Annotated in this window: 21 protein-coding genes; 16 read left to right on the forward strand and 5 right to left on the reverse strand. The window is 55.5% G+C overall.

Annotated elements, in window-relative coordinates:
- Positions 1 to 88: 88 nt before the first annotated feature.
- From GSF01_RS09215 to gyrA, 5 genes are all read left to right on the forward strand, one after another.
- On the forward strand, positions 89 to 1,072 hold the full coding sequence (locus GSF01_RS09215; protein ID WP_159883118.1) for a GDSL-type esterase/lipase family protein: 984 nt from the start codon (positions 89 to 91) through the stop codon (positions 1,070 to 1,072).
- Between the two features lie 26 nt (positions 1,073 to 1,098).
- Positions 1,099 to 2,076: an ABC transporter ATP-binding protein gene (locus GSF01_RS09220; RefSeq protein WP_159883120.1), complete on the forward strand. Its 978-nt coding sequence runs from the start codon at positions 1,099 to 1,101 to the stop codon at positions 2,074 to 2,076.
- Positions 2,069 to 3,061, forward strand: a complete 993-nt coding sequence (locus GSF01_RS09225) for an ABC transporter permease (protein WP_159883122.1) — start codon at positions 2,069 to 2,071, stop codon at positions 3,059 to 3,061. Before GSF01_RS09220 ends, GSF01_RS09225 begins: the two co-directional genes overlap by 8 nt.
- 65 nt (positions 3,062 to 3,126) lie before the next feature.
- Positions 3,127 to 5,100, forward strand: a complete 1,974-nt coding sequence (gene parE, locus GSF01_RS09230; protein WP_159883125.1) for a DNA topoisomerase IV subunit B — start codon at positions 3,127 to 3,129, stop codon at positions 5,098 to 5,100.
- A gap of 14 nt (positions 5,101 to 5,114) precedes the next feature.
- The gene (gene gyrA / locus GSF01_RS09235; RefSeq protein WP_159883126.1) at positions 5,115 to 7,553 is read left to right on the forward strand and encodes a DNA gyrase subunit A; all 2,439 of its coding nucleotides are present in this window, start codon (positions 5,115 to 5,117) and stop codon (positions 7,551 to 7,553) included.
- Here gyrA and GSF01_RS29295 read toward each other — a convergent pair.
- Positions 7,550 to 7,717 (reverse strand): hypothetical protein, encoded by a 168-nt coding sequence (locus GSF01_RS29295; protein WP_201305344.1) that lies wholly within the window; start codon positions 7,715 to 7,717, stop codon positions 7,550 to 7,552. The genes gyrA and GSF01_RS29295 overlap by 4 nt on opposite strands.
- Positions 7,718 to 7,911: 194 nt before the next feature.
- Here GSF01_RS29295 and GSF01_RS09240 point away from each other — a divergent pair, with 194 nt between their 5' ends.
- Positions 7,912 to 8,325 carry a MarR family winged helix-turn-helix transcriptional regulator gene (locus GSF01_RS09240; protein WP_159883128.1) on the forward strand — a complete coding sequence of 138 codons (414 nt, stop codon included), beginning with the start codon at positions 7,912 to 7,914 and terminating at the stop codon, positions 8,323 to 8,325.
- Between the two features lie 118 nt (positions 8,326 to 8,443).
- Here the strand turns inward: GSF01_RS09240 and GSF01_RS09245 are convergent, their stop codons facing one another.
- The 3 genes from GSF01_RS09245 to GSF01_RS09255 all read right to left on the reverse strand — a co-directional run bounded on the left by GSF01_RS09245 (position 8,444) and on the right by GSF01_RS09255 (position 11,363).
- The gene (locus tag GSF01_RS09245) at positions 8,444 to 9,139 is read right to left on the reverse strand and encodes an RluA family pseudouridine synthase (RefSeq protein WP_159883129.1); all 696 of its coding nucleotides are present in this window, start codon (positions 9,137 to 9,139) and stop codon (positions 8,444 to 8,446) included.
- A 2-nt stretch (positions 9,140 to 9,141) separates the two neighbouring features.
- The gene (locus GSF01_RS09250; protein ID WP_159883131.1) at positions 9,142 to 10,005 is read right to left on the reverse strand and encodes a class I SAM-dependent methyltransferase; all 864 of its coding nucleotides are present in this window, start codon (positions 10,003 to 10,005) and stop codon (positions 9,142 to 9,144) included.
- Positions 10,006 to 10,226: 221 nt separating this feature from the next.
- A complete protein-coding gene (locus GSF01_RS09255; RefSeq protein WP_159883133.1) occupies positions 10,227 to 11,363 on the reverse strand; it encodes a peptidylprolyl isomerase in 1,137 nt (378 codons plus the stop codon).
- 212 nt (positions 11,364 to 11,575) lie between these two features.
- On the opposite strand from GSF01_RS09255, the gene glgB reads away from it, so the two are divergent.
- The 4 genes from glgB to glgA are packed head-to-tail and all read left to right on the forward strand — an operon-like array spanning position 11,576 to position 17,290.
- Positions 11,576 to 13,519 (forward strand): 1,4-alpha-glucan branching protein GlgB, encoded by a 1,944-nt coding sequence (gene glgB, locus GSF01_RS09260; RefSeq protein ID WP_201305351.1) that lies wholly within the window; start codon positions 11,576 to 11,578, stop codon positions 13,517 to 13,519.
- Complete coding sequence (locus tag GSF01_RS09265; RefSeq protein ID WP_159883137.1) at positions 13,512 to 14,681, forward strand: glucose-1-phosphate adenylyltransferase; 1,170 nt, start codon at positions 13,512 to 13,514, stop codon at positions 14,679 to 14,681. The genes glgB and GSF01_RS09265 overlap by 8 nt, the downstream gene beginning before the upstream one ends.
- Positions 14,682 to 14,688: 7 nt before the next feature.
- Positions 14,689 to 15,798, forward strand: a complete 1,110-nt coding sequence (glgD, locus tag GSF01_RS09270) for a glucose-1-phosphate adenylyltransferase subunit GlgD (RefSeq protein WP_201305345.1) — start codon at positions 14,689 to 14,691, stop codon at positions 15,796 to 15,798.
- A gap of 55 nt (positions 15,799 to 15,853) precedes the next feature.
- Positions 15,854 to 17,290: a glycogen synthase GlgA gene (gene glgA, locus GSF01_RS09275; RefSeq protein WP_159883139.1), complete on the forward strand. Its 1,437-nt coding sequence runs from the start codon at positions 15,854 to 15,856 to the stop codon at positions 17,288 to 17,290.
- Positions 17,291 to 17,374: 84 nt separating this feature from the next.
- Here the strand turns inward: glgA and GSF01_RS09280 are convergent, their stop codons facing one another.
- Positions 17,375 to 17,653 (reverse strand): hypothetical protein, encoded by a 279-nt coding sequence (locus GSF01_RS09280; protein WP_159883141.1) that lies wholly within the window; start codon positions 17,651 to 17,653, stop codon positions 17,375 to 17,377.
- Positions 17,654 to 17,855: 202 nt separating this feature from the next.
- Between GSF01_RS09280 and GSF01_RS09285 the strand changes: the two genes are divergently transcribed.
- From GSF01_RS09285 to GSF01_RS09310, 6 genes are all read left to right on the forward strand, one after another.
- Positions 17,856 to 18,533 (forward strand): MOSC domain-containing protein, encoded by a 678-nt coding sequence (locus tag GSF01_RS09285; RefSeq protein WP_159883144.1) that lies wholly within the window; start codon positions 17,856 to 17,858, stop codon positions 18,531 to 18,533.
- Positions 18,534 to 18,536: 3 nt separating this feature from the next.
- The gene (locus tag GSF01_RS09290; protein ID WP_159883146.1) at positions 18,537 to 19,223 is read left to right on the forward strand and encodes a response regulator transcription factor; all 687 of its coding nucleotides are present in this window, start codon (positions 18,537 to 18,539) and stop codon (positions 19,221 to 19,223) included.
- Complete coding sequence (locus GSF01_RS09295; RefSeq protein ID WP_235941373.1) at positions 19,220 to 20,656, forward strand: HAMP domain-containing sensor histidine kinase; 1,437 nt, start codon at positions 19,220 to 19,222, stop codon at positions 20,654 to 20,656. Before GSF01_RS09290 ends, GSF01_RS09295 begins: the two co-directional genes overlap by 4 nt.
- A 177-nt stretch (positions 20,657 to 20,833) precedes the next feature.
- Positions 20,834 to 21,931, forward strand: coding sequence for a Fe(3+) ABC transporter substrate-binding protein (locus GSF01_RS09300; protein ID WP_235941374.1), 1,098 nt, complete (start codon positions 20,834 to 20,836; stop codon positions 21,929 to 21,931).
- 2 nt (positions 21,932 to 21,933) lie between these two features.
- Positions 21,934 to 23,586 carry an ABC transporter permease gene (locus GSF01_RS09305; RefSeq protein ID WP_159883149.1) on the forward strand — a complete coding sequence of 551 codons (1,653 nt, stop codon included), beginning with the start codon at positions 21,934 to 21,936 and terminating at the stop codon, positions 23,584 to 23,586.
- Entirely contained in the window at positions 23,583 to 24,242 is a 660-nt protein-coding gene (locus GSF01_RS09310) for an ABC transporter ATP-binding protein (protein WP_159883151.1), read from the forward strand. The genes GSF01_RS09305 and GSF01_RS09310 overlap by 4 nt, the downstream gene beginning before the upstream one ends.
- Positions 24,243 to 24,260: the final 18 nt, after the last annotated feature.

The following is a 24,260-nucleotide window of genomic DNA, read 5'->3' on the forward strand; positions in this document are numbered from 1 at the left end:
CACGGAATTTGCAAATCGTCTACTGAACCGCTACTCTAAAAAGTATAGCAAGCAGCAGGATGGGATAACGGGAACAGGGGGACGGGAGATGAGCTCAACACGCTGGTTATGGCGTACGGTTGGACTTGGGGCTGTCGTATCAACGGTAATTTGCGCGGGCGGCTTCGCTTATGCCGTAAATCAGATTATGTATCCGCAGGCGGGCTCCTTCGACTCCGGTGCCGAAGTAACGGCTCCAGGTGCGGCTCCGGGTCAGGGGACGGAAGCTCCGGGGAATAACGGTGCAAGCGCAGGGGCGCAAGCCGGCCTCGACTGGACAGGGAAAGAACAGATCCGAATCGTCGCGTGGGGAGACTCGCTGACGGCAGGAACAGGCGATCTTACAGGCAAAGGCTATGTCCGCGGAGTTCGGGACAAGCTGGAGAAGCAGCTCGGCAAGCCGGTATTCGTCTATAATAATTTTGCTATTCCGGGTTACCGGACGACCGATTTGCTTAAGGACTGGGAAGCGAAGCCGGACATTGCGAAATCCATAAGCGAGGCGGAGCTCGTACTTCTGACTGCGGGGGGCAATGATTTGTTCCTGGGCGGAGCCGGTTTGTTTGGTCAGGGACAAGACACTGACGGGGGAGCGACCGTTCCCGGACAGCAGGCCCGGCCGGGCGCTGCGCCAGGGACGCAGGGCGAACAGCCGCAGCAAAGCCCGGGCGGCATCGAGTTCGGAGAAGGCTTCAATCCTCAAGCGGCGGCGGACCGCATTCCCGAAGCGTCCAAGCGGTTGGAGGAGCTATTCGATAAGGTCAGCAAGGCTAATCCGAATGCCCGTATTTTATATATCGGACTGTATCATCCGTTCCTGGATCTGGATCAGAACCGGGCAGGAGCACCCATCGTTCAGCGCTGGAATACGGCTGCCTTCGACATAGCCAGCCGCTATCCGAACATCACAATCGTGCCGACCTATGACTTATTCGAGCTGCAGGGGACGCGATTTTTGTACACGGATCACTTCCATCCGAACCAGCAGGGCTACGAGCGTATAGCCGACCGGATTGCGAAAATCTTGGAATAGTCGATTAGACGTAAGGAGAGAGCGGCATGGAACAAGCGGCAAAGAAGGGCAGGGACGCCGAGATCGTCCTATCGGTCGAGGGCGTGAAGAAGAAAATCGGCAAGCGCTTGATCATTAAAGGGATCTCGTTCGATGTGCGGGCAGGCGAAATTTTCGGTTTCCTGGGGCCCAACGGTTCAGGCAAAACGACTACGATCCGCATGCTCGTCGGACTCATTGCTCCGACGGAGGGCTCCATTCATATTTGCGGATATAACGTATTTAAGCAGCATGAAGAGGCGCTGCAATACGTGGGCTGTATCGTTGAAAATCCGGAGCTGTATCCGTATTTGACCGGTTGGGAAAATCTGGAGCAGTTCGCCCGAATGCTACCTGGCGTGGGCGAGCGACGGATTCGCGAGGTCGTGGAAATTGTCGGGATGGATGGGCGCATTCATGACCGGGTCAAGACGTATTCGCTCGGGATGAGGCAGCGGCTGGGCATCGCGCAGGCGCTGCTGAACGATCCTAAGCTGCTGATCCTGGACGAGCCGACCAATGGCCTCGACCCGCAAGGGATCAAGGAGCTGCGCGAGTTTATCCGCAAGCTGTCCGAAACCGGGCTCAGTCTGTTTGTCTCCAGCCATCTGCTTAGCGAGATCCAGCAGCTGTGCGACCGGGTAGCGATCATCAGCCGCGGCGAGGTAATCCAGGTAGGCGAGGTGGATGCGCTCGTGGACCATAGCCAGACGACGGTCGTATGGACCGTCAGCCCGCCGGAGAAAGCGCTGCAGGTTCTGCAAGCTTTTCCGTATGCGCAGGGGCAAGGCATGTCGGTGGATGAGGCGCCTGGCTTGGATGGGATGACCACGGCGCGCATCGTCACACAGCTGACGGACGAAGCGATACCGCTGCTGTCGCGGCAGCTGGTGGAGGCCGGGGTAGAGCTGCATGGGATCGAGCGGAAGAACCCTACCCTGGAGGACTTATTTTTGCTGCTGACGGAGGGTGAGCGAATTGGCTAGCTTGTACAGCCTGGTGATGAATGAGAGCATTAAAATGATTAAGAAGAAACGTCTGCTCGTCGTCCTGCTCATCCTCGCGGCGATCATTCCGATGTTTACCTATGCGCAGATGAAGGTATCGCAAAATACGCTGAAGCAGTTCGGCACAACGGACTGGAGAGCGGAGCAGCGTCAGAAGATCGCCGATTACACAAGAAGGCTGGGCAGCGCAAGGCTGCCGGATGAATGGAAGCAGCGCGTTCAGGTCGAGGTCAAGATCGCCCAGTACTATCTGGATAAAGATGTGAATCCCGCGTCGCCGAACGGGGTAACCTTTACAGTAGAATTTATCCAGAATGCGGTCGGTCTGTTTATCCCCCTGATGGTGATGGTCATCGCAGCGGATATCGTTTCGGGCGAGCATACAAGCGGTACGATCAAGCTGCTGCTGACGCGTCCGGTCCCAAGGCGAAGGGTGCTGCTTAGCAAGCTGATCTGTCTGGTGCTGTTTTCTTCCGTGATTGTCGTTGCGACAGCCCTGCTCAGCTATCTCATATCGGGTCTGTTCTTCGGATACGGGGGATGGGATCTGCCGAGGCTGATCGGCTTTTCGGTAACGGGGACGGACGTTGATTTTTCCCGGGTGCGTGTGGTGGATCAGTGGTTCTATCTGCTGCTGGAGCTTGGCCTTGTTTGGTTCGCCGCCGTATCGGTAGCGCTGATGACGATGATGGTGTCGGTGCTTGTACGCTCCACGGCAGCGGGGATGGGGGTCATGCTGGCCGTTCTTATATCAGGCACGATCTTGACGAATATGGTATCCTCATGGGAGACGGCGAAGTACTTTTTTATGGTGAATCTGGACCTGACGAAGTATTTGACCGGAGGGCTTCCTCCGATCGAAGGCATGAATTTACCGTTCTCACTGACGGTCTTATGCGTCTGGGTCTTGCTGTCGATCTTCGTATCCTTTGCGGTATTTACGAAAAAAGATGTGTTGAACTAATCCGTTCAAATGTTATAATGCTTCATAGTTGAATGGTTGACTTAACAGGTTTTAGGAGGCTTTCGATGACGGATCAACTCGATTTGGTTGAAAACACGCGGACGGCGGCGGCCGACTACGGAGCAGACGATATTCAAGTGCTCGAAGGGCTAGTGGCGGTGCGCAAGCGTCCCGGGATGTATATCGGCAGCACCAGCTCATCGGGCTTGCATCATCTGGTCTGGGAAATCGTGGACAATGCGGTGGACGAGCATCTCGCCAAGCATTGCTCGCAGATCGACGTAATTATTCATAAGGACCAGTCCGTAACGGTGCAGGATAATGGCCGGGGGATTCCTACGGGCATACATAAGACGGGAGTACCGACCCCCCAGGTCGTCTTCACCATCTTGCATGCGGGCGGCAAGTTCGGAGGCGGAGGCTACAAGAAATCGGGCGGCCTCCATGGGGTCGGTGCATCGGTGACGAATGCGCTGTCCGAGTGGCTTGAGGTTGAAATTTACCGCGATGGCAAAGTACATCGCCAGCGGTTCGAATATTGGGTGGATGAAACGGGCAAGGAGCATGTGGGAGAGCCCGTGACTGGACTTGAAGTGATCGGGAATACCCGGAAAACTGGCACTAAAGTAACGTTTAGACCGGATAAACGCGTATTCCAGAACGGTACGACGATTATTTACGACACGCTCGCTGAACGTCTTCAGGAGATCGCTTTCCTGAATTCCGGGCTGAAGGTCACGCTCACGGACCAGCGCAGCGACAAGGAAGACATCTTCCAGTACGAAGGCGGGGCTAGCCAATTCGTGCAGTTCTTGAACGAGGACAAAAGCGTGCTGCACGACGTCATTCACTTTGCCGCAGATAAGGATGAGATCGAGGTGGAGGTCGCTCTGCAATATAATGACGGCTACACGGAAACGATCGTATCGTTCGTCAACTCGATTCCTACCCGCGGCGGCGGAACGCACGAAACCGGCTTCAAAACGGCCTATACCCGGGTGATGAATGAGTATGCCCGAAAAACAGGTCTGCTCAAGGAAAAGGAAAAAAATCTGGACGGTCAAGATCTTCGCGAGGGACTGATGGCCGTCATCAATATCAAGATGGGCGAGGTCGAATTCGTCGGCCAGACCAAGGACCAGCTCGGCAGCGCCTCGGCGCGGAGCGCGGTGGATTCGGTCGTTGCCGACAAAATGTCGGTATTTCTGGAGGAGAATCCCCAGACGGCGCAGATGGTGATGAAGAAGGCTATCCAGTCGGCCAAGGCGCGCGAGGCGGCCCGCAAAGCGAGGGAAGAGGTGCGCAGCGGCAAGAAGGGCAAGAGCGAGAGCTCGAACCTCGGCGGCAAGCTGACGCCGGCCCAATCGAAGGATGCGAGCCGCAACGAGCTGTTCATCGTCGAAGGCGATTCCGCCGGAGGCTCGGCCAAGCAAGGAAGGGATTCCAAGCATCAGGCGATCCTGCCGCTGAAGGGCAAGCCGATGAACCCGGAGAAGGCCAAGCTTCTCGATATTATGAAGAATGATGAATACAAGGCGATTATCTCCGCTATCGGAGCGGGAGTAGGACCGGAGTTCGAGGTGTCGGAGAGCAATTATGCCAAAATTATCATTATGACGGATGCCGATACCGACGGCGCTCATATCCAGGTGCTGCTGCTGACGTTCTTCTACCGGTACATGAAGCCGCTGATCGATGCCGGCAAAATCTATATCGCTCAGCCGCCTCTGTTCAAGGTCACCAAAAAAGCAGGCAAGGCGAGCACGGTGAATTATGCGTGGACGGACGAACAGCTGCACGAGCTGACCAAAAAGCTGGGGAAAAATGTCGAGCTTCAGCGCTACAAGGGGCTGGGTGAGATGAACCCTGACCAATTGTGGGAGACGACGATGGACCCGGCGACCCGAACGCTGCTTCAGGTTCAGATCGACGACGCAGCCAAAGCGGAGCGCCGCGTATCTACGCTGATGGGCGACAAGGTCGATCCCCGCAAGCGCTGGATTATCGAGAACGTCGACTTCACCGAATATGAAGAATAAGCGGGGGGCAGCAAGTGACTATACTTGAAAACTTTTTGCCGGCCTTTCTGGAAGAGGTTGTTGGCGACCGCTTCGGCCGGTATTCCAAATACATCATTCAAGACCGCGCCATCCCTGATGTGCGCGACGGGCTAAAGCCCGTGCAGCGGCGTATTTTGTACGCCATGTACGATGCCGGCAATACGCCGGACAAGCCATACCGCAAATCCGCGAAAACCGTCGGAGATGTGATGGGCAACTACCATCCGCATGGAGATTCCTCGATCTACGAAGGCATGGTGCGGATGGCCCAGCCTTGGAAGATGGGCCACGTGCTTGTGGACGGACACGGCAACTGGGGCTCGATGGATGATGACCCGGCGGCTGCTATGCGATATACGGAAGCTCGCTTGTCCGAGATCGCCTTGGAGCTGCTTCGCGATATCGAGAAGCGTACCGTCCAGTTCAAGGATAATTTCGATAATACGACGAAGGAGCCGGTCGTACTGCCGGCGCGTTTTCCCAACCTGCTCGTGAACGGCGTCAGCGGGATCTCCTCCGGCTTCGCTACGGAAATTCCGCCGCATAATCTGCGCGAGGTAATCGATGCCTGCATTGCGCTGATCGAACGCCCCGACAGCACGCTGGAGCAGATCATGACGGTCGTCAAAGGCCCCGACTTTCCGACAGGCGGCATCATTATGGGCACGGAAGGCATCCGCGAGGCTTACCGGACAGGCCGGGGGCGTATCTACTTGCGTTCCAAAACCGCGATCGAGGATATGCGCGGCGGCAGACAGCAGATCGTCATCACCGAGATTCCTTATCAGGTCGTGAAGTCGCGTCTCGTCACGGCGATGGAGAACATCCGGCTGGAGAAGAAGATCGAAGGAATCGCCGAGGTCCGCGACGAGAGCGGCCGGGATGGACTGCGTATCGTCATCGAACTGAAGAAGGAGGCCGATGCGCAGGGCGTTCTGGCTTATCTGCTCAAGAAGACGGATCTGCAGGTGGCCTATAGCTTCAACATGGTAGCTATCGTCAACAAGACGCCGAAACAGCTGGGCTTGCTGGATATGCTCCATGCCTACATCGGTCATCAGAAGGAAGTTGTCACCTTCCGCTCGCGATATGAGCTGGAGAAGGCCGAGGACCGGGCCCATGTGCTGGAAGGTTTGGTGAAGGCGCTCAATATTTTGGACGATGTGATCGCCACGATCAAAGCTTCGAAAAATCGGCTTGACGCTCAGAATAACCTGGTCGCGAAGTTCGGGTTCACCGAGCGCCAGGCGGATGCTATTCTTACGCTCCAGCTGTACCGTTTGACCAATCTGGAGATTCATTCTCTGGAGAAGGATTTGAAGGATGTACAGAAAACGATCTCGTATCTACAGGGCATTCTCGGAAGCGAGAAGAAGCTGCTGGCGGTCATTAAGGACGAAATCTCGCAGATCCGCGACAAATATGGCATTGCCCGCCGCTCGGGCATACAGGATGAGGTAGAGGAGCTGAAGGTTAACCTTCAGGTCATGGTCACGTCCGAGGATGTCTTCGTATCGTTGTCCCATGAAGGCTATATCAAGCGGACAGGCAAGCTCTCCTTCATCCGCTCCGGCGGAGAGATCGATAAGACCGGTCTCAAGGAAGGCGATTACTTGCGGCATCTGTTCGATGTCAATACGCTGGATAACCTGCTAATCTTCACCCAGAAGGGGCAGTATTTCCTTCTACCGGTGCACCAGATCCCGGAATACAAGTGGAAGGACAACGGAACGGCTATCGTCAATGTCATTCCGATTCCGAAGGATGACAAGATCGTCAACGTCATTCCGCTGAAGGATTTCGAGGAGTCGGGCAAATCGCTGCTCTTCTTCACCCGCAAGGGGCAGGTGAAGCGGACGGAGCTGAAGGAATATGCGAAGAGCCGTGCTAACGGTATCGTCGCATGCAAAGTGGGGGATCAGGATGCCGTCATGAATGTGCTTCTCAGCTCGGGTCATGCGGATATTTTGCTGGTGACCAAGCAAGCGATGGCTATTCGCTTCAAGGAAGACGAGGTCAATCCGATGGGACGCGCGGCGACCGGGGTACGCGGGATGCTGCTGAAGGACGATGACGAGATTGTCGCTGCAGAGCTCATCGAAGGCTACGAGGGCGAAGTGGTCGTCATCACGGATCTTGGCTACGCAAAGCGCTCGCTGGTAGCGGATTACCCGCTTCAGGGCCGCGGCGGCAAAGGTATCCAGACCTTTGAGTTCAAGGAAGGCAAGGGCGTGAAGCCGAACGGCGCCCATCTGCTAGGCGCATTCACTGTGAAGGAACCGTTCGAGATCACGGCGATCCTGAGCAATGGGGAAAAGGCGACCTTCTCGACCGAGTTAACGCCGCTTGAAGACCGCAAGTCGAAAGGCAAGGCTCTTGTACCGGGAGCGAACAAGACGAATGGGGTCGTTGATTTGGTGAAGTTCACTTAATCATAGCTTGAGTAGGTCGGCTCTTGCCTCTCAAGCAGCTCCAGCATCATTTCCAATACGGCCCACACCGGCATCGAATCGTCCAGACGTTCGAGCCAGTGCGGGTCTTTGATGATGCCTTTTTGCAAGGCCGCTTCTCCGATTTTTTCTTTCCAGGCTTCCATGGGCTTCACTCCTTTACAAGGATTGACAAGCTGCGCATCTGGGCGAATATCCTGTCTGCAATATATGTTGAAGCCCGTCAAAAGGTACCTCATTTTATCGTTTGATGTCTTAAAATATTTAGGTCATTAACCTTTAAAAGAGCGATAAGGGATGTTATAATTAGGAAAACGATAGGATTCCGGGAGTGATGGCTATGGTAACTCAGGATTTCGCCAAATTATGGTGGAAGTTATCCAAAGATTTGCGTACGCATATGGAAACAGAGCTTTCGCCAGGCTTGACGGAGGGTCAGCTGACGGTGTTGGAGCTGCTTATGTATTCCGGCTCGCCGAAAATGAAGCCTTCCGATTTCATCGAATATTTGACGACGACGCCTGCGGCTATCACAACGCTGCTGGACCGGATGGAGAAAAACGGCTTGATCGCGCGAGAACGGGATGAAAAGGACCGGCGTATCGTATGGGTGCTGGTCACCGAGCGGGGACGTGCGGAATGTGCGAGAGGGATGGAGATTCGCGAGCAATTTTTACAGCAGTATTTGGGACGGATCTCCTCTCATAATCAGCAACTGCTTGTGTATCTGCTCGGCAAAGTTGCCAACGCCTAGCCTAAGCCGATGGACAGACGAACATTTCGTGCATACAAAAAGCCTGGAGTCCGGTAAAGACTCCAGGCTTTTTGTATGGACTCCCATAAAGGTCAAGTCGTAAACCTGCCAGCACGGATCAGGATCGCTCATCCCAGAGCTGCCACGGATAGCTCCGGGGCGGCAGGGATTGGAACCGAAGCGCCTCCTTGGTCACAGGATGATCGAAGGCAAGAGCGGTCGACCAGAGCGAAATTTGCTGCCCCGGGACCGCATGTTGACCGCCGTAGCGCTGGTCGCCGACAAGCGGACAGCCGATCGCCGCGAACTGTACGCGGATCTGGTGAGGCCGTCCGGTATGCAGCTCTACCTCCACAAGCGACAGGCCCTCCTGTGTGGACAGCAGCCGGTAGTCGAGGACCGCCTCCTTAGCACCGGCTCGCTCGGCCGCGACGACGGCGACCATGTTCGTGCTCGTGTCCTTAAGGAGGTGGTGGCGCAGCGTGCCCGCAGCGGTCGAAGGCTTCCCATGGAGGACCGCCCGATACTGCTTGCGTATGTTCCGCGTCCTCATGGCATCGGAGAGCCTGGAGGCTGCCTTGGAGGTTTTGGCGAACACCATGACGCCGCCGACCGGGCGGTCCAGACGGTGGACAAGCCCCAGGAACACATTGCCGGGCTTGCCGTGGCGATGCTTCAAGTCGGACTTGATCAGCGTCAGCAGATCCGGGTCCCGGGAATCATCCTCCTGGGTAGGGACGTTCGGCGGCTTGACTACGACGATGACGTGGTTGTCTTCATACAAGACGGGAATAGGAGGAGCGCTCCCTGCCATCGTTAAGCCTCCCACCGGCCCAGGATGCCGCAGGGCAAGGAGAGGCTAGATGCCGTGATCGGCAGCCCGATCTCGCCGCAGGTGATCGAGCCTCCGTACGAGCGGCCGAGCGAGAGCGACAGCACATTCTTGAGGACGGTCGCCGAGATGCCGGTCGTATACGAGTTGATCAGCATGAAGAGCGGCTTATCCGTCATGATGCTCATGCAGGACTCGACGAACGGGTACAGATTCGTCTCCAGCTTCCAGGTCTCGCCGTTCGGTCCCCGGCCGTACGAAGGCGGGTCCATGATGATGGCGTCGTACTTGCTGCCCCGGCGCTGCTCGCGCTGGACGAACTTAAACACGTCATCGGTGATGAAGCGGACAGGCCGGTCTCCGAGCCCCGATAAGTGCAGGTTTTCCTTCGCCCACGTCACGACCCCCTTGGAAGCATCGACATGGCAAACCTCGGCGCCCGCGTATGCGCAGGCGACGGAAGCGCCTCCCGTATACGCGAACAGATTGAGGACGCGGATCATGCGGCCGGCGCCCTGAATTTTATCGATCATCCAAGCCCAGTTGACCGCTTGCTCCGGGAACAGCCCGGTATGCTTGAAGCTGGTCGGCTTGATATGGAAGGATAGGTCGCGGTAGCCGATCGTCCACCGCTCCGGAAGCTGCTTCTTGTATTCCCATTGCCCGCCGCCGCTGGAGCTGCGGTGGTAGTGGGCATCCGCATTGCGCCAATCGGCGGTTTCCTTGGCCAGCGGCCAGATGATCTGCGGGTCGGGTCTGCGCAGGACGATATTCCCCCAGCGCTCCAGCTTTTCGCCTTCGCCCGTATCTAATAGTTCATAATCTTTCCAATCCGTAGCTGCAAACATGCTTTCAGTCCATCCTTCTGTTTTCGTATTCATGCAGGCTTGGTAGCAGCAAGCGAAGCGTTGCGTTGCTTAACCAGCCCTAGCCATTCTGTCTATTTTACATGAATTCCGCTTTCGATTCCACTTTTTCCCCCGCAGGGACGACGCTTTTCCCGCATATAGGAAGAACGCCCGCTCCCAGGGAGCGGACGTTCTTGACGGGGTTGAATGAATGGCCGGGCTTAAGGCAGATCGATCTTCTCGATCAGACCAGGCAGCTCCTCGTTGATAAACTTGCTGTACTGATCGCCAAGCGCCTCGCCGAGCAGGTTTTCCTTCTCCTCCTCGAAGCTGGCCACGCTGCGGGCTTCAACGCGCATCACGTGGTAGCCGTAGGCGGTTTCCACCGGATCGGAGATCTCGTTGAGCTTCAGCTCGATCGCTGCTTTCTTGAACGGCTCGATCCACTGAACCACAGGGGTATCCTTGTACAGGCCGCCATTCTCCCTGGAGCCGTCGTCTTCGGATTCCTGCTTGGCCAGCGCCGCGAAGTCCGCGCCCTTGCGCAGCTGATCCGCCAACTGCTGAGCCTTAGCCTTGGCGGCTTCCTTGGTCCGCTCCTTGCCGTCCCGATCCTCGAATCCGATGAGGATGTGACGGACGGTAGCGGTATGGAGGTCTCCGCTCGCGGCCAGCTCGTCGTAGCGAGCTTTTAGCTGATCGCCCGGCACGGTTTTTGCAAGAGCTTTACGGACGAATACAAGCTGCTCGGCGAAGCCGTTCAGGTCTTTATCGGTCAGTCCTTCTTTTGCCAAAGTGGAGGAAACGCTCGCAGGATCCTGGAGCCCCCCGGTTATTTCCGAGCTTAGATAGGCTAGCTCGCCCGCCACATCGGAGGCCGCTGCGGTCTTTTCCGCATCGCTCAATCGGGAGGCCAAAATCCGGTAGCTAATCATCTCGTCAAGCACATACTGCTGAAATTCCGGGTCTTCGGCGTGCTCCAGGTTCGCGTAGCCGAATGCTCGGTCCAGCGCCATGCGCTTCTGAAGCTCCTGCATGGTAACTTGCCCGCCTTTGTACACGGCTACCGGATGATTGGCCTCGATCCGCTTGCCCACCCAGATAGTACCCGTGTCGTTATCGAAGCCGACCTCCTTGCCGAGCGCTTCGCTGACGAAGCGCAGGGGCACGTAGGTTGTCCCGTTGTGGATGAAGCCTGCGCCTTGCTCCTCGGTCGGTTTTTTTTCGATTCCGTCGAACATATATTTCAGCTCGCGAAAATATACTTCAATTTGTGTCCCGCTCGCGTAGGCGACAGTTCCCGTCAGCATGGCGCCGATCGACAGCCCGAGCACGAGCCCCTTGATTTTCTCTTTCATCTTGTGTCATCCTCTCCCGGGCTCCTCAAGCGGCCAGCCCTCTCATTGGTATTCCACACCTGTACCGGAAATCCTGCCCAGCAGCTCGTATATTAGGCGGAGAACAACATTCAATAAGTTTTTACAACTGCTGGAGAGGAATTTGTGTCGGTCGTGTAGTATTTGTGTAATAGTGGCAGAATACAAAAATAAAGGGGGATGTCTCCAAAGTGATGAGTGTGATCCCCAGTCCCGAGGATTTATATCTGTTTCATGAAGGCAATCTGCACCAGAGCTACCGGATGCTGGGCGCGCATCCCGCCGAGGAAGACGGCGTGGCGGGCTTTCGCTTTGCCGTATGGGCTCCGCACGCCAAGGAAGTCCGTTTAGTCGCCGACTTTAACGATTGGAACGGCAGCGGCCACCAACTCGTCAAACGAAGCGTATGGGGCGTCTGGTCCTTGTTCGTCCCCGGCGTCCGCTCAGGAGAGTACTACAAGTATGAGATCCTCACGCAGGAGGGCACTATCCTGTACAAAGCCGACCCCTATGCGTTCTGGTCCGAGCTGAAGCCTGGAACGGCCTCCCGCGTCTTCGATCTGGAAGGCTTCGTCTGGACGGATCAGAGCTGGCGGGACAAGCAAGGCGCTCGTTCGGTGTATGAATCTCCGATGAACATCTACGAGGTGCATCTCGGTACTTGGAAGAAGAAGCCCGACGGTTCGTATCTGAGCTACAGGGAACTGGCCGACGAGCTTATTCCTTACGTGTGTCAGATGGGATATACCCATCTAGAGCTGTTGCCTCTGGCGGAGCACCCGTACGATCGGTCTTGGGGCTATCAGGCCACCGGTTATTTTTCCGTTACGAGCCGGTTCGGCACCCCGCATGATTTTATGTATTTTGTCGATTGCTGCCACCGGGCTGGTCTTGGAGTCATTATGGACTGGGTGCCCGGTCATTTCGTCAAGGACGAGCATGGCTTGCGCCAATTTGACGGGAGACCTCTTTACGAGCATAACGATCCGAATCTGGCCGAGAAGCCGGAGTGGGGGACGCTTTCCTTCGACTTCTCCAAGAGAGAGGTCGTAAATTATCTTATAGCGAACGCTTTATTCTGGATGGATGTGTATCATATCGACGGGCTGCGCGTGGATGCGGTGGCCAGCGTTTTATATTTGAATTTCGGCAAGCCCCGGCATATGTGGGTGAAGAATGCCTATGGCGGGGAAGAGCATCTTGAAGCTATTGATTTCCTAAAGAAGCTGAACCAGACGGTGTTTCATTATTACCCCGAGGCGTTGATGATGGCGGAGGATTCGTCGGCTTGGCCGCTGGTCACTGCTCCTGTGCATGACGGCGGGCTCGGATTTAATTACAAATGGAATATGGGCTGGATGAATGACATGCTGAAGTATATGGAAACCGACCCTTACTTCCGCAGCGGCAGCCATGGGCTGCTGACCTTCAGCTTCATGTACGCCTTCTCCGAAAATTACGTGCTCCCGCTTTCTCATGATGAGGTCGTGCATGGGAAGAAGTCGCTGCTTAACAAAATGCCGGGCGATTACTGGCAGAAGTTCGCGAATTTGCGGGCGCTCTATGGTTATATGATGGGCCATCCGGGTAAAAAACTGCTGTTCATGGGAGGAGAATTCGGACAGTTTGACGAATGGAAGGATCTGGAGGACCTGGACTGGGAAATGCTCGGATACGACAGTCATCGCAGCATGCACCGGTATGTTCGCGACTTGAACCAGCTGTATCTGCGCGAGCCTGCCTTGTGGGAGCTGGATCACAGTCCCGAGGGCTTCGAATGGATCGACCCCCACGACGAGGGACAGAGCGTCACGAGCTTCCTGCGCCGCTCGCGTAATCCGGAGGACATCCTGGTGATCGTTACCAATTTTACGCCGGTCTTCCACGAGCGGTACCGGGTCGGCGTGCCGTTCTCCGGCGAGTACGTCGAGCTGTTCAATGGCGACGCAGGAGAATATGGAGGCTCCGGCAAGCTGAACGAGGGCAAGCTCAAAACGGACGGAACGCCGTGGCATCAGCGGCCCGACAGCCTGCATATAGCGCTGCCGCCGCTTGCGACAGTCGTGTTCAAACCCATCAGGATCATCCAACCGAAGGCAACCAAAGCGAAGCGAGGAAGGGGCAAAGCCGATGCGTAAAAAAGAGTGCGTCGCCATGCTGCTGGCAGGAGGCGAAGGAAGACGGCTGGGCGTTTTGACCAAACAATTGGCCAAGCCTGCGGTTCATTTTGGCGGCAAATACCGGATCATTGATTTCACGCTTAGCAACTGCACGAACTCGGGCATCGATACGGTGGGGGTATTGACCCAATATCAGCCGCTCGTATTGAATACGTACATCGGCATCGGCACGCCATGGGATTTGGACCGCAAGCATGGCGGCGTCACGGTGCTTCCCCCTTACATGGAGCAGAGCGGCGGGGACTGGTACAAGGGAACGGCCAATGCGATCTACCGCAATATTCCGTTCATCGATCAGTACGACCCCGAATACGTGCTGGTGATCTCCGGCGACCATATTTACAAAATGAACTATGACCTCATGCTGGACTTTCATAAGAAAAACGATGCTGATGCGACCATCGCCGTTATCGAGGTGAAGTGGGAGGAGGCCAGCCGCTTTGGTCTCCTGAGCATCGACGGCGAACGGCGGATTACGGAGTTTGCCGAGAAGCCGAAGGAGCCGAAGAGCAACCTGGCGTCCATGGGCATCTATATATTCAACTGGAAGGCGCTCAAGGAATATCTGATCAAGGATGAGGAGGACCCGGCTTCGAGCAAGGATTTCGGCAAGGATCTGATTCCGCTTATGCTTAGCGACGAGCGCAAGTTGTATGCATATCCCTTCGAGGGCTACTGGAAGGATGTCGGAACGATCCAAAGCTTGTGGGAAGCGAACATGGACCTGCTGGAGGACGAGCCCGAATTCGACCTGAATGACAGGGAGTGGCGGATGTACTCGGTAAACCCGTTTCAGCCGGGACAATATATCGCGCCTACGGCGCAGGTCAAGCGCTCGCTGGTCAATGAAGGCTGCGCGGTCTTCGGGGATGTCGAGCACTCCGTGCTGTTCTACGGCGTCCAGGTCGGCGAGGGCAGCGTGATCCGCGATTCGGTCATTATGCCCAATGTCAAGATAGGCAATCACGTTACCATTCACAAAGCGATCATCGGCGACGGCACGGTCATCGAGGACGGCAGCGTCATCGGAAGCCCGGACAGAGACGGCGAGCAGGATATCGTTCTGATCGGCAGCAATGAGCATATCAGCTCGAACATTACGTCTTCGGTGAAAGGGTGAGCCGCTTATGAAGAAACTGATGGGTGTCATCAATCTTGTAAACGAGCCGGATGATTTGGAGGAATTGACGTACTCCCGCTGCGTAGCCTCGGTGCCCTTCGGCTCCCGATACCGCTTGATCGATTTCTCGCTGTCCAGCATGGTGAACTCCGGGATCAGCAACGTGGCGGTGTTTACCCAGCATAAATTCCGCTCCCTGATGGATCATCTCGGCTCCGGCAAGGAATGGGATCTGGACCGCAAGCGCGGAGGCCTGTTTCTACTGCCGGCGGTTCTTCAGGAAACGACGGGCATGGCCCGCGGCGATTTATACCAATTCTACAGCCATCGCGATTATTTCTACCGGGGCCGCGAGGAGTATGTGCTGATCACCCGATCCCATATGGTATGCAATATCGACTACAAGGCCGTGCTTGAATACCATCTGGAGAAAAACGCAGATATTACGGTGGTCTATAAAAAAGCCGAGGATGCCGAGTTTGCCAAATTCCGCCGCATGGCGATCAAGGACGATGGTCAGGTAACCCTGATGGAGGACCATTCCGGGCGCTTGCGTACCGATAACATCTCGATGGAGATGTACATCATGAGTAAGGAGCTGCTGCTCGACATGGTCGAATCCTGCCTGGCGCAGGGATACGATCATCTGGTTCGGGACGGAATCATGAAAAATATCGACAAGCTCGGCGTATACGGATACCTGCATGAAGGATATACGGGCATCGTCAATACGGTACAGAGCTACTACAAGCACAGCATGCAGCTGTTGAATCCGAAAGTTTGGCGCGAGTTGTTTTTCGATAAAAATTTGATCTATACGAAGGTTAAGGATGAACCGCCTGCCCGCTATGCGGAAACCGCCCATGCCCGCAACTCGCTGATTGCCAACGGCTGCGTCATCGAGGGCAAGGTGGAGAACAGCGTACTGTTCCGCGGTGTCAAAATCCGCAAGGGCGCTTATGTCAAAAACAGCATTATCCTGCAAAACTGCGAAATTGAAGAGAACGTCATTATCGAAAACGCGATTTTGGATAAGGACGTATTTATAAACCGGGGTCGAGTCCTGACCGGAGACAAACAAGCACCGTTTATCGCTTCCAAGACGAAGGTCATCTAAAGATGAAGGCGCTGCATGTGCAGCCGCGCTATAAATAAAGGAGTGGTAGGAAGCCATGAAAGTGTTATTTGCCGCCTCAGAAGCCGTACCTTTTATCAAAACGGGGGGGTTGGCCGATGTCATCGGCTCGCTCCCCAAAGCGCTTGCCAGCCAAGGTGCAGACGTTAGGGTGATTCTTCCCAAGTACGGGCAAATCCCGTCCTCCTATACCGATCGGATGGAAGCTATAGCCGTATTCGATCTGTATATGGGCTGGAGGAAGCTGTACTGCGGTATCTATAAGCTTGAGCACGAGGGCATCATTTACTATTTCGTCGATAACGAATATTACTTCGCCCGTCACGGCTGCTACGGCTACGGCGACGACGCGGAACGCTTCGCTTTCTATTGCCGGGCGGTGCTCGATTCGCTTCAGCACATCGGGTTCATGCCCGATATCCTGCATTGCCACGACTGGCAGGCCGGCATGATTCCGGTGCTTTACCGGGCGCATTTCAGCTATCAGCCCGCCTATGCGCATATCCGCACGGTGATCACGATCCATAACCTGAAGTATCAGGGCGTCTTCGGACAAGATGAGTTTCGGGATTATTTCACACTGGGGGATGAGCATTTTCACGGGCATGCGCTGGAGCTGCATGGCGGCGCAAGCTTCCTGAAGGGAGGCTTGCTGTACTCCGATGCCATCACTACGGTCAGTCCTACCTACGCGGAAGAAATTCAGACCCCCTATTACGGCGAATATATGGACGGGCTGCTGCGGAGCCAGAGTCATCGACTTCAAGGTATTCTCAACGGGCTGGATTATGATGATTTCGATCCGATGAACGATCCGCATATCGAGTTCCATTACCGCGATTCTCTCGCGAAGAAGCAACTGAACAAGCTCAAGCTGCAGGAGCGGGTCGGGCTGCCGGCGCGCAAGGATGTGCCGCTGATCGCTCTGGTCACCCGGCTGGTCGACCAGAAGGGCTTGTCCTTGATCGACAGGGTCATCGGCGAATTGCTGGAGCTGGATGCCCAGTGGATCATCGTCGGTACGGGCGAGCCTCGGTTCGAGCAGCTGTTCCGCTGGGCGGCGGGCGCTTTCCCGGACAAGGTATCGGCGAACATACTGTTCGATGAGTCGCTTGCCCGGCAGGTGTACGCGGCATCCGATCTGTTCCTGATGCCTTCGCTCTTCGAGCCGTGCGGTATCGGACAGCTGATTGCGATGCGCTACCGGAGCGTGCCTATTGTCCGGGAAACCGGCGGCTTGAAGGATACGGTTACTCCGTATAATGAAGAAACCGGGGAAGGAACCGGCTTTACCTTCGCTAATTACAATGCGCATGATATGCTGTTCACGATCGAGCGAGCTGTCCGGCTGTACCGGGAGCCCGGCGTATGGACCAATCTGATGTCTAATGTGAAGAAAAAAGATTTCAGCTGGAAAAAATCAGCTCAGCAGTACAAAGCGCTGTACGAATCCTTAGCGCCTGTCAGCGTATAGACAAAAAAGAGCGGACTCATGAAAGAAGCCAGCCTGCGGATTGCTCCGCCGGTTGGCTTCTTGTATCCTATGGAGCTTACGCCCCTACGATATCGCTCGGGTTTCTGCCGGAAGCCGGCTGAACATCGAAACGGAGCTTGGAGCGGTGTCCGGCTGTGAGCCCTCGACACGCGTTCCTTCATGATGGAAGGAACGGTTGATGGTCAGCAGCGTATGGAGCAGCTCGAACATCTCGGATTGATCAAGCTCCAGCGCGCTTGGACCGGCGGCTGGCCTCGTTTCCAGAATACGGACTCGAACGGCCTTATTTCCGGCGTCCATTTGAACTTCCATCTGATCCTTAACCAATACAGTTTCCCACATACTGATCACCTGGCCCTTGGTCGATATACTGAGGTCCTCACTTGGAGTGACGATTTCTATCCTATGCGCGTCCGGGCTACTTTATGACACCGATAATGACAACGATAATAGGCGGAGCATCTAGGATTGGCGTTCGAACCCAAGTATAATGATCGATAGAAGGATGAGAAGGCTTCTTACGCGAATGAAAGGAGAGGGAAGCATGAAGCAAGCGGCAATCCGCTCACTGAATATAGCGCTGCCCCAGGTTATTCAATATGGCAGCAAGGAGGTACTTACCGGGATGGGCAAGCTTCCCGTTGCGGTTCCTCTGCATCTGGGCTTTACAGGCTTCCAGGGAGACGGGCAGGGAGATAGGGTGCATCACGGAGGAGTCGAGAAGGCCGTGTGCGTCTACCCGATAGAGCACTATGGATTTTGGGAGCTTGAAATGGACAGGAAGCTGGGACCTGCCGCCTTCGGCGAAAACCTGACAACCGAAGGGTTGACGGAGGATCATGTACACATAGGCGATACGTTCTTGTTAGGCGAGGCGATCGTCCAGATCAGCCAGCCGCGACAGCCCTGCTTCAAGCTTTCGCTCCGCTACGACTGGTCCTCTATGCCTCTGCGAGTACAGGAGACGGGATATACGGGCTATTATTTCCGCGTTCTGAAGGAAGGGACCGTCGCCTTGGGCGACAAGTTTGTGCTGCACCAAGAACATCGCTTGCGGATCAGCGTATCTGAGGCGAACCGTCTTATGCATGTGGATAAGCATGACCGTCCGGGGCTGCTGCGGCTGCTGGCTGTCGAGGAGTTGTCAAGCAGCTGGCAGCAAAGGCTGTACAAGCGTCTGGAGGGCGGCTCGGAGGACGATCAAGCAAGATTGAAGGGGTAGGGCATGAAGAAAATATTACTGATCGAGGACGAGCGAAACCTGGCTCGCTTTGTAGAGCTTGAGCTGCGCAATGAAGCTTACTTGGTAACTGTCGCATACGAGGGAACGAACGGATTGGAGCTGGCGCTGCAGGAAGAATGGGGCGTTATCCTGCTCGATCTGATGCTGCCCGGCATCTCCGGGCTGGATATATGCCGGCAAGTCCGCGCGATCAAGCGAACGCCGATCATTATGCTGACGGCCAGGGATAGTATTGCGGATCGGGTGTCGGGACTCGATAGCGGAGCGGATGACTACATACCCAAGCCCTTCGCGATAGAGGAGCTGCTCGCACGCATACGCGTTGTATTCCGCAGGCAGGAGGACGAAGCGGGGGAGGCAAAGGAAGGCAAGTCGCTGCTGGTCTTTCAGAATCTGAGCGTGGATACGGATTCCAGAATGGTACGCAGGGGAACAGAGCTCATCGAACTGACCAAGCGTGAATATGCGCTCTTCGTAACGTTTATGAGCAATGTGAACCGCGTCTTAACCCGTGAAACGCTGCTGGACCAAGTGTGGGGCTTCGATGCGCCTGTGGATACGAATGTGGTGGATGTGTACGTTCGTTATTTGCGCAATAAAATCGATACCCCCGGCGAGGCCAGCTATATCCAGACACAGCGGGGGATCGGGTATGTGATGCGCAGATGAAAATGAAGATGAAGCCGAGCGCCGCTTTCCAGCAGATTCCGATCAAGTGGAAGCTGACCATCTGGTCGGCCTTGTTGTTATTCCTTCTGTTAGCCGCTTATAGCGTCGTCCAGTATATATTCGTTGAGAAATGGATGATGAGGCAGGAAATTGCCGGGACCTCGCAAAATATGACCGAGGTTCTAAATTATTTTCTGGAGAATGAGGTGTCTTTCCAGGACAATCAGCTGCCGCAAATTCGAGGCTATCTGGAAAAGGTAAATCATCCGAGGCAATGGATTCGCGTCTGGGATGCCCAAGGCCGGCTCCTGATCACAGTCGCTCCTGGCGGGGAAGCTGACTTTCGGGAGCCGGCAGGGGAGCTCCCTTCCGGAGAGGAAGGCACATGGCATCTTGACGGCAATAGGCTAGTCATGCGAAAGACATTTACGATCCTGCAAGTTCAAGGCATGGTGGAGATCGTACGCAGCACTGAGGAGTTCGCCAAGCTTATTGAGGCCTTCTCCCGGATCATGCTATTGTGCGGACTCGGAGCTGTAATCATCAGCGGGCTCGGGGGGCTTCTGCTGGCTCGTCAGGTTTTAAAGCCCTTGCAGGCGATGGCGGACACGATACGCAAAATCAAGCATATGGGCCTGCAGGAGCGGATGCCGCTTACCCCCAATCAGGATGAAATTCATACGCTGATGGTCATGTTTAACGGGATGATGGATCAGGTTGAAAAAGCCTTTCAGCAGCAGAGGCAGTTTGTGGAGGACGCCTCCCATGAGCTTAGAACGCCGATCGCGATCGTCGAGGGGCATCTATCCTTGTTGAAGCGCTGGGGCAAGCGGGATCCGGCTATTTTGGAGGAATCGCTCGACGTCTCCATCCAGGAGCTGGCGAGATTGAAGGGCCTGGTTCAGGAAATGCTTGCCTTGACCCGAGCCGAACAAGGGCAGCCGCATACAGGAGTAGAGGTATCCCGACCCGATGAAGTTATACGGCAAGCTCTCAGGCTTGTGGAGGTTATTTCGCCCTCGATCCGATTTTCAGCGAATGTAGAGCAGATCGCGCATCTGGGCATAGAGGTGCCGGCGCAGCATCTGGAGCAGATTCTGCTCATCCTGCTGGACAATGCGGTGAAGTATGCCGGATCTGACGATGACGCGGAAATCGCGGTCAATGCCTTCCCGAGGGATGGAAACATCCATATTCAGGTCATTGATCAGGGCATCGGGATCCCTGAAGCGGATCTTCCTTATGTGATGGACAGATTTTACCGGGTGGACAAGGCAAGAAGCGGAGGGCAGGCCGGTCATGGACTAGGGTTGTCAATCGCCAGCAGGCTGGTTGACCGCTACCGGGGAGCGATAGAGCTGGAAAGCAAGGAACAGGAAGGAACCACCGTAACCGTATCTTTTCCGGCGGTACGGCCGGCTCCTGGCGTGTAGCCGGTGAAGAGGAACACTGGGCTGCATGCTTTTTTTTAATTTTCACATCATTTTCTAATGTTTGTCCACTACAATGGGATTTGGCTGTTTGAGTAGTAATGATATTCATTCTCACCTTTAATTGAGAATGAATATTATTATTGAACCTTTACCCTTATACCAGAGAGGATTAGTGAAATGAAAACGAATATGAAGCTTGGTATCGCGAATCTAATGGTGGCCGCCGTTGTTTTGACAGGCTGCGGCACAAACCCGTCGGGCAGTGTGGCTCCGAATCAGGAAAGCAAACCGGATGCGGCGGGAGCGGCGGGCAAGGCGACCGAGCAGGCTGTTCATGTATTTACGGCAAGACATTATGAGGTGGACACCAAGCTGTTCGAGGCGTTCACGAAGCAAACGGGCATCAAGGTCAACGAGATCAAGGGTACGGCGGAGGAGCTGGTCGAACGTCTGAAGCGGGAAGGAGCCAGCTCGGAGGCTGACTTGTTCATCACGGTGGATGGCGGTGTCCTGAATTATGCGAAGCAAAACGACGTGCTTCAGCCGCTGCAATCGGCGGAGATTGACAAAAACGTGCCGAAGCAGTGGCGGGACAAGGACAACAGCTGGGTCGGGATCGCAACTCGCGCCCGCGTTATTGTCTACGCGAAGGATCGGGTAAAGCCGGAGCAGCTGTCCACCTATGAGGACCTGGCTGACGACAAGTGGAAGGGCAAGCTGCTTGCGCGTTCTTCATCCAGCTTATACAATCAGTCGCTGCTCGCATCCCTCATCGAGTTGAACGGAGAGCAGCAGGCGGAAGCCTGGGCCAAGGGAGTCGCTGCGAACCTGGCACGGAAGCCTGAAGGCGGAGACCGGGATCAGGCCAAGGCGATCGCAGCCAAGATCGGCGATGTAGCGATCATGAACACCTATTACGTCGGGCAAATGCTAAATTCGAAGGATGCGGAGGAGGTTAAGGTGGCTCAGAACATCGGCGTCTTCTTCCCGAATCAAAGCACAACCGGTACCCATCTCAACATCAGCGGGGTCGGATTGACCAAGCATGCCAAGAACAAGGCCAATGCTATCAAGCTGGTGGAATACATGACAGGCAAGGAAGGCCAGACGATACTGACTAACGGCAGCTTCGAATTTCCGGTGAACGAGGCGGCTGATAAGCCTGAGCTGCTGAAGACATGGGGAACCTTCAAAACGCAGCAGCTGGACTTCTCGAAGCTTGGAGAGCATAACAAAAAGGCCACGGAGCTGCTGAATAAGGCAGGCTGGAAATAAGCGTGAAAGGGAGACGATGGCTGCATAAGCTGAGACGAGGCAGCGATGTGTGGACCGCTATTACGGGAATTGGGGCCGCGCTGGCCCTTCTTCCGTCTCTGTACATTGCAGCGGGCTTGTTCGAGCGGCCGACGGAGAACTGGGAGCATATTCAAGCCTATATGCTGAAGGATTCTGCGCTTCAGTCGCTTTACCTGGTGGCGGGCACAGTGGGCTGCACGGTTATCATCGGCGTCGCGTTGGCTTGGCTCGTGACGGTCTATGATTTTCCGCTCCGGGGGTTTTTGTCCTGGGCCCTTGTGCTGCCGCTGGCGGTACCGCCTTACATCGCCGCTTATACGTATAGCTCCATGTTCAGCTACACGGGCGTCATTCAGACGTTTATGCGCAATAAGCTCGGCTGGACGCCGGATCCACGCTACTTTGATATCATGTCCATGCAGGGCGCCATTGCGATTTTCACCCTGTTTTTGTTCCCCTATGTCTATGTGATCGTCAAAGCCTTTCTTGAGAAGCAGAGCGCATCTTATATGGAAAATGCCAGACTGCTCGGCAGGCATCCGTTCGCGGTTTTTTGGCGGGTGGGCCTGCCGATTTCGCAGTCTGCGATAGTTGGCGGAGCCAGCCTGGTTGCCTTCGAGGTGCTGAACGACTATGGAGTGGCGAAGTACTACGGCATCTCGTCATTCACGACGGCTATCTTCACCACCTGGTTCGGGATGAGCGACGTAAGCTCGGCATTCCGGCTGGCTGCCCTGCTCATGCTGGCCGTTACCGGGCTGTTCCTGATCGAGCGGCTGCTGCGCAGACGCAGACTTTACAGCTCCACTACGAGTAAAGTACGCGAGCTTCGCCGTAGAAGGCTGCAAGGCTGGCCGGCCTATGCGGCTTGCTTGCTCGGCCTGGCGATCGTAGCGCTGTCGTTCTTTATTCCGGTGGCGCAGCTCGCCGTGTGGGCTGCATGGACGTACCGGGACGTGGTCAATGCTTCTTTTATCCGGCTGGTGCTCCATACGCTGTTCATTTCGGCGATCACAATCGTGATTTTGATGGCTTTCGCTATCATAGCGGCCAATGTAAGCCGCATGCGCCGCTCCCCGTTTACGATGGTGCTGTCCAAGCTGCTGTCGATGGGTTACTCTATGCCGGGAGCTGTGCTTTCTATCGGGGTGCTGGCCGTATTCATCTCCCTGGACCGCAAGCTTGCGGGATGGTACGGGTGGCTGGGACTTGGGGAGAACAGGCTTGTGCTGAGCATGTCGCTGGCTATGCTGGTATTCGCCTATGTCGTTCGTTTCCTGGCCGTGGGCTACAATGCGGTAGAGGCCGGCTTCGAGAAGACCGGCACGCGCTATTCGGAGGCTTCCCGTCTGCTGGGGTTCGGGATGACGCGAACGTTCTTCAAAGTGGATCTGCCTCTGATCAAGGGAGCCGTTCTGGCGGGCTGCATCCTTACTTTCATGGAGATCGTCAAGGAGCTGCCCCTGACGCTGCTGCTTCGGCCCTTCAATTTCGAAACGCTGGCGACGAAGGCCTATCAGTATGCCAGCGATGAACAAATTCATCAGGCTTCGGTGCCATCCTTGCTGATTATCGGCATCGGGATACTTTCAGTGGCCTTTTATCATCGGTTGGGAGAGAAGAAATCCTCATGACTTTTTTCTGCATGTCGCATGTATCCTTTCAATATTCGAAAAAAACGGGTCCGGTTATTCGCGATTTCTCGCTGCAGGCGGAGCAAGGGGAAGTCGTAGGTATTCTGGGGAACAGCGGGAGCGGCAAGAGCACCCTGCTGCGGCTTATCGCAGGACTCGACGAGCCCTGTACCGGGCGTATCGCGCTCAATGGGCGGGTACTGGCGGACCAGGGGGTATTCGTCAATCCCGAGCATCGCGGGATCGGGATGGTCTTTCAGGATTACGGGCTGTTTCCGCATCTTACGGTCGAGCAGAATATCCGCTTCGGCATGCATCGGATGGGCAAGCGCGAGCGCGAGGAGCAGCTGCTGCGTATGCTGGAACTGGTGCAGCTGCAGGATTTCCGCCACCGTTATCCGCATGAGCTCAGCGGCGGACAGCAGCAGCGCGTGGCGTTCGCAAGGGCGCTCGCCCCAGGGCCGTCCATGCTGCTGATGGACGAGCCTTTTAGCAACTTGGACGCAGGGCTGAAGGGCAGCATACGAGAAGAATTGAAAGAGCTGCTGCTTGCAGCCCGCACAACCTCGATACTCGTCACACATGACGAAGAGGATGCCAAGGTGCTCTGCAGCCGGATAATCCACATGTCGGCGGAGCCTTTACTTTACGTCTAACGACCTGCATCCGTGCTC

This window comes from Paenibacillus puerhi (assembly GCF_009846885.1).
Taxonomy (GTDB): domain Bacteria; phylum Bacillota; class Bacilli; order Paenibacillales; family NBRC-103111; genus Paenibacillus_G; species Paenibacillus_G puerhi.

Excerpts from the sequence above, each read along its gene's own strand:
- GSF01_RS09215 (WP_159883118.1), top strand. The coding sequence starts at position 89 with ATGAGCTCAACACGCTGGTTATGGCGTACGGTTGGACTTGGGGCTGTC.
- GSF01_RS09220 (WP_159883120.1), top strand. The coding sequence starts at position 1,099 with ATGGAACAAGCGGCAAAGAAGGGCAGGGACGCCGAGATCGTCCTATCG.
- parE (WP_159883125.1), top strand. The coding sequence starts at position 3,127 with ATGACGGATCAACTCGATTTGGTTGAAAACACGCGGACGGCGGCGGCC.
- GSF01_RS29295 (WP_201305344.1), bottom strand. The coding sequence starts at position 7,717 with ATGGAAGCCTGGAAAGAAAAAATCGGAGAAGCGGCCTTGCAAAAAGGC.
- GSF01_RS09240 (WP_159883128.1), top strand. The coding sequence starts at position 7,912 with ATGGTAACTCAGGATTTCGCCAAATTATGGTGGAAGTTATCCAAAGAT.
- GSF01_RS09245 (WP_159883129.1), bottom strand. The coding sequence starts at position 9,139 with ATGGCAGGGAGCGCTCCTCCTATTCCCGTCTTGTATGAAGACAACCAC.
- GSF01_RS09250 (WP_159883131.1), bottom strand. The coding sequence starts at position 10,005 with ATGTTTGCAGCTACGGATTGGAAAGATTATGAACTATTAGATACGGGC.
- GSF01_RS09255 (WP_159883133.1), bottom strand. The coding sequence starts at position 11,363 with ATGAAAGAGAAAATCAAGGGGCTCGTGCTCGGGCTGTCGATCGGCGCC.
- glgB (WP_201305351.1), top strand. The coding sequence starts at position 11,576 with ATGAGTGTGATCCCCAGTCCCGAGGATTTATATCTGTTTCATGAAGGC.
- GSF01_RS09265 (WP_159883137.1), top strand. The coding sequence starts at position 13,512 with ATGCGTAAAAAAGAGTGCGTCGCCATGCTGCTGGCAGGAGGCGAAGGA.
- glgD (WP_201305345.1), top strand. The coding sequence starts at position 14,689 with ATGAAGAAACTGATGGGTGTCATCAATCTTGTAAACGAGCCGGATGAT.
- glgA (WP_159883139.1), top strand. The coding sequence starts at position 15,854 with ATGAAAGTGTTATTTGCCGCCTCAGAAGCCGTACCTTTTATCAAAACG.
- GSF01_RS09280 (WP_159883141.1), bottom strand. The coding sequence starts at position 17,653 with ATGTGGGAAACTGTATTGGTTAAGGATCAGATGGAAGTTCAAATGGAC.
- GSF01_RS09285 (WP_159883144.1), top strand. The coding sequence starts at position 17,856 with ATGAAGCAAGCGGCAATCCGCTCACTGAATATAGCGCTGCCCCAGGTT.
- GSF01_RS09290 (WP_159883146.1), top strand. The coding sequence starts at position 18,537 with ATGAAGAAAATATTACTGATCGAGGACGAGCGAAACCTGGCTCGCTTT.
- GSF01_RS09295 (WP_235941373.1), top strand. The coding sequence starts at position 19,220 with ATGAAAATGAAGATGAAGCCGAGCGCCGCTTTCCAGCAGATTCCGATC.
- GSF01_RS09300 (WP_235941374.1), top strand. The coding sequence starts at position 20,834 with ATGAAAACGAATATGAAGCTTGGTATCGCGAATCTAATGGTGGCCGCC.
- GSF01_RS09310 (WP_159883151.1), top strand. The coding sequence starts at position 23,583 with ATGACTTTTTTCTGCATGTCGCATGTATCCTTTCAATATTCGAAAAAA.